Source organism: Streptomyces sp. NPDC059456 (assembly GCF_042750055.1).
Classification (GTDB): Bacteria; Actinomycetota; Actinomycetes; order Streptomycetales; family Streptomycetaceae; genus Streptomyces.
In genome coordinates this window covers 1-1,802 of record NZ_JBHYVA010001050.1, presented here as the reverse complement: position 1 = coordinate 1,802, position 1,802 = coordinate 1, and the positions used below count along the sequence as shown (strand labels likewise).

Here is a 1,802-nt window from a genome sequence, read left to right as displayed (position 1 = left end):
GGGGCGGCGGGGGCCCCCCCACCAAACACCCCGGGGGTCAGAGGTCCCCACTCCCCCCGGGGGATCAGGGTGAGTGACGGGACTTGAACCCGCGGCCACCTGGACCACAACCAGGTGCTCTACCAACTGAGCTACACCCACCACGAAGGGCGGCGGACCGCCCGTCGATGTGCACGCACAGCATATCTGATCAGGAGGGTGGTCCCGCCACGCGTTATCCGGCCGCGGCGCGTGCCGCGGCCGCCGCCGCGAACGCCTTCACGACCGGGTGGGGGCGCGTCCCGTCCCCGGCCAGCTCCGGCTGGAACAGCGTGGCCAGGAAGAAGGGGTGTCCGGGCAGCTCGGCGATCCGTGCCTGCCCGTCCTCGTCGTGGCCCGACAGCCGCAGCCCGTGCGCGGCGAGCACCGGCAGGTACCGCGGCTCCGGACCGTAGCTGCAGTGGTAGCGCTCCAGGGTCCGCTCCGCGCCGAGCACGGACTCGGCGAGCGATCCGGGCTCGGCCCGTACGAGACCCTCGTGGCCGACGAGCGAGCAGGCGAGCGGGGAGATCAGCAGCTCCTCGGCCCCCGGATCGTTCTCGGCGTGCGCGACCCGGGCCAGTCCGCAGACCGAGCGGGCGTACTCCAGCAGTGCGTGCTGGAAGCCGCCGCAGGTCCCGAGGAACGGGATGCCCTCCTCCCGCGCCACGCGGATCGCGGCGAGCGCGCCGGCCTCGCTCGCGTAGGGGCTGCCGGGCAGCATCCAGACGGCGTCGAACCGGGCCAGTGCCCCGGAGGCGGCCTCGGCCACGGCGTCGCCGGTGGGGATCCAGTACGCGTCGAGGACGAGCCCGTCGCGGGAGGCGAGGGCGTCGAGGAGGAGCGGGATCCGGGTGTGGGACGTCACGTGCGGGGAGCGGTCGCCGACGAGGGCGATCCGTGCGGTCCGTACGGCCTGTGCGGTCTGTGCGGTCTGTGCGGTCTGTGCCGTGGTCATGCCGATCATCCTGCGACCCCGACCCGGTTCGGCGCCAACGATTGTTCCTGTACGCCCGATAAGCAGAGCTGATCGGTGCGTCAGTGCTTCAACGCGGCCTTGGTGGCCACGAGGACCAGTCCCAGGACGAGGTTGACGACCCCCTCGGTGGCCAGCTGGCCACGGGTGGCCCCGGCGCGGGCGGCGCCGAGGCACGCCCAGACGACCTGCTGCGTCACCGCCACGCCCATGGCGAGCCAGGCCGTCTCCACGTAGTCCAGCCCGAGGACGGCGCTGAGGGCGACCGCGGCCGCGGGCAGGGCGGCGGCCTCGACGATGGGCCACTCGTGCAGGGCGACGCGGCGGATCTCCTGCCGGCTCCAGGGCTCCCCGACCAGCCGCTCCCCCGCCAGCTGGGCGTACACGTGCGTGGCCCAGAACACCAGCCCCGTGACGATCAGGAGGACGACGAGCTGGAGCCGTGGGTACTCGCCGGCCGTACCGGCGGTGGCCACCACGGACGTGGCGAGGAGAGAGCCGTACACGGCCCCGGCGGAGTCGGTCCGGGACCTGCGCCGCGGCCTGCCGTTCGCTGCGGACGGACCACTGGGGATGCTCACCCTCCCACGATAGGGAGCGCGGGCCCCGCCCCCGCCGAAGCCACGCCCGGCCGCCCGCCGAAGCCACGCCCGCCGCCCGCCGGACCCGGCCCCCCGGACCCGGACCCGGCCCCCCGGACCCGGACCCGGCCCCCCGGGCTTGGACCCGGGCCGGGGCCGGGACCCCCGGTCCCGCCGCGGCCGGGGGGGGGGGGGGTCGGGGGCGGTGCGGGGGGAGGGTGGGGGGA

At 75.4% G+C, this 1,802-nt stretch carries 2 protein-coding genes and 1 tRNA gene; all 3 read right to left on the bottom strand.

Annotation, left to right across the window (positions count from 1 at the left end; translation table 11 throughout):
- Window positions 1-68: 68 nt before the first annotated feature.
- A tRNA-His gene (locus ACFXA3_RS42035) sits at window positions 69-141 on the bottom strand.
- Window positions 142-214: 73 nt separating this feature from the next.
- Window positions 215-976: a hypothetical protein gene (locus ACFXA3_RS42030; protein WP_385196710.1), complete on the bottom strand. Its 762-nt coding sequence runs from the start codon at window positions 974-976 to the stop codon at window positions 215-217.
- 80 nt (window positions 977-1,056) lie between these two features.
- A complete protein-coding gene (locus tag ACFXA3_RS42025) occupies window positions 1,057-1,575 on the bottom strand; it encodes a hypothetical protein (RefSeq protein ID WP_385196707.1) in 519 nt (172 codons plus the stop codon).
- Window positions 1,576-1,802 lie beyond the last annotated feature (227 nt).

Bases quoted from the DNA above. Each gene is read 5' to 3' on its own strand.
- ACFXA3_RS42030 (WP_385196710.1), bottom strand. From the start codon at position 976: ATGACCACGGCACAGACCGCACAGACCGCACAGACCGCACAGGCCGTA.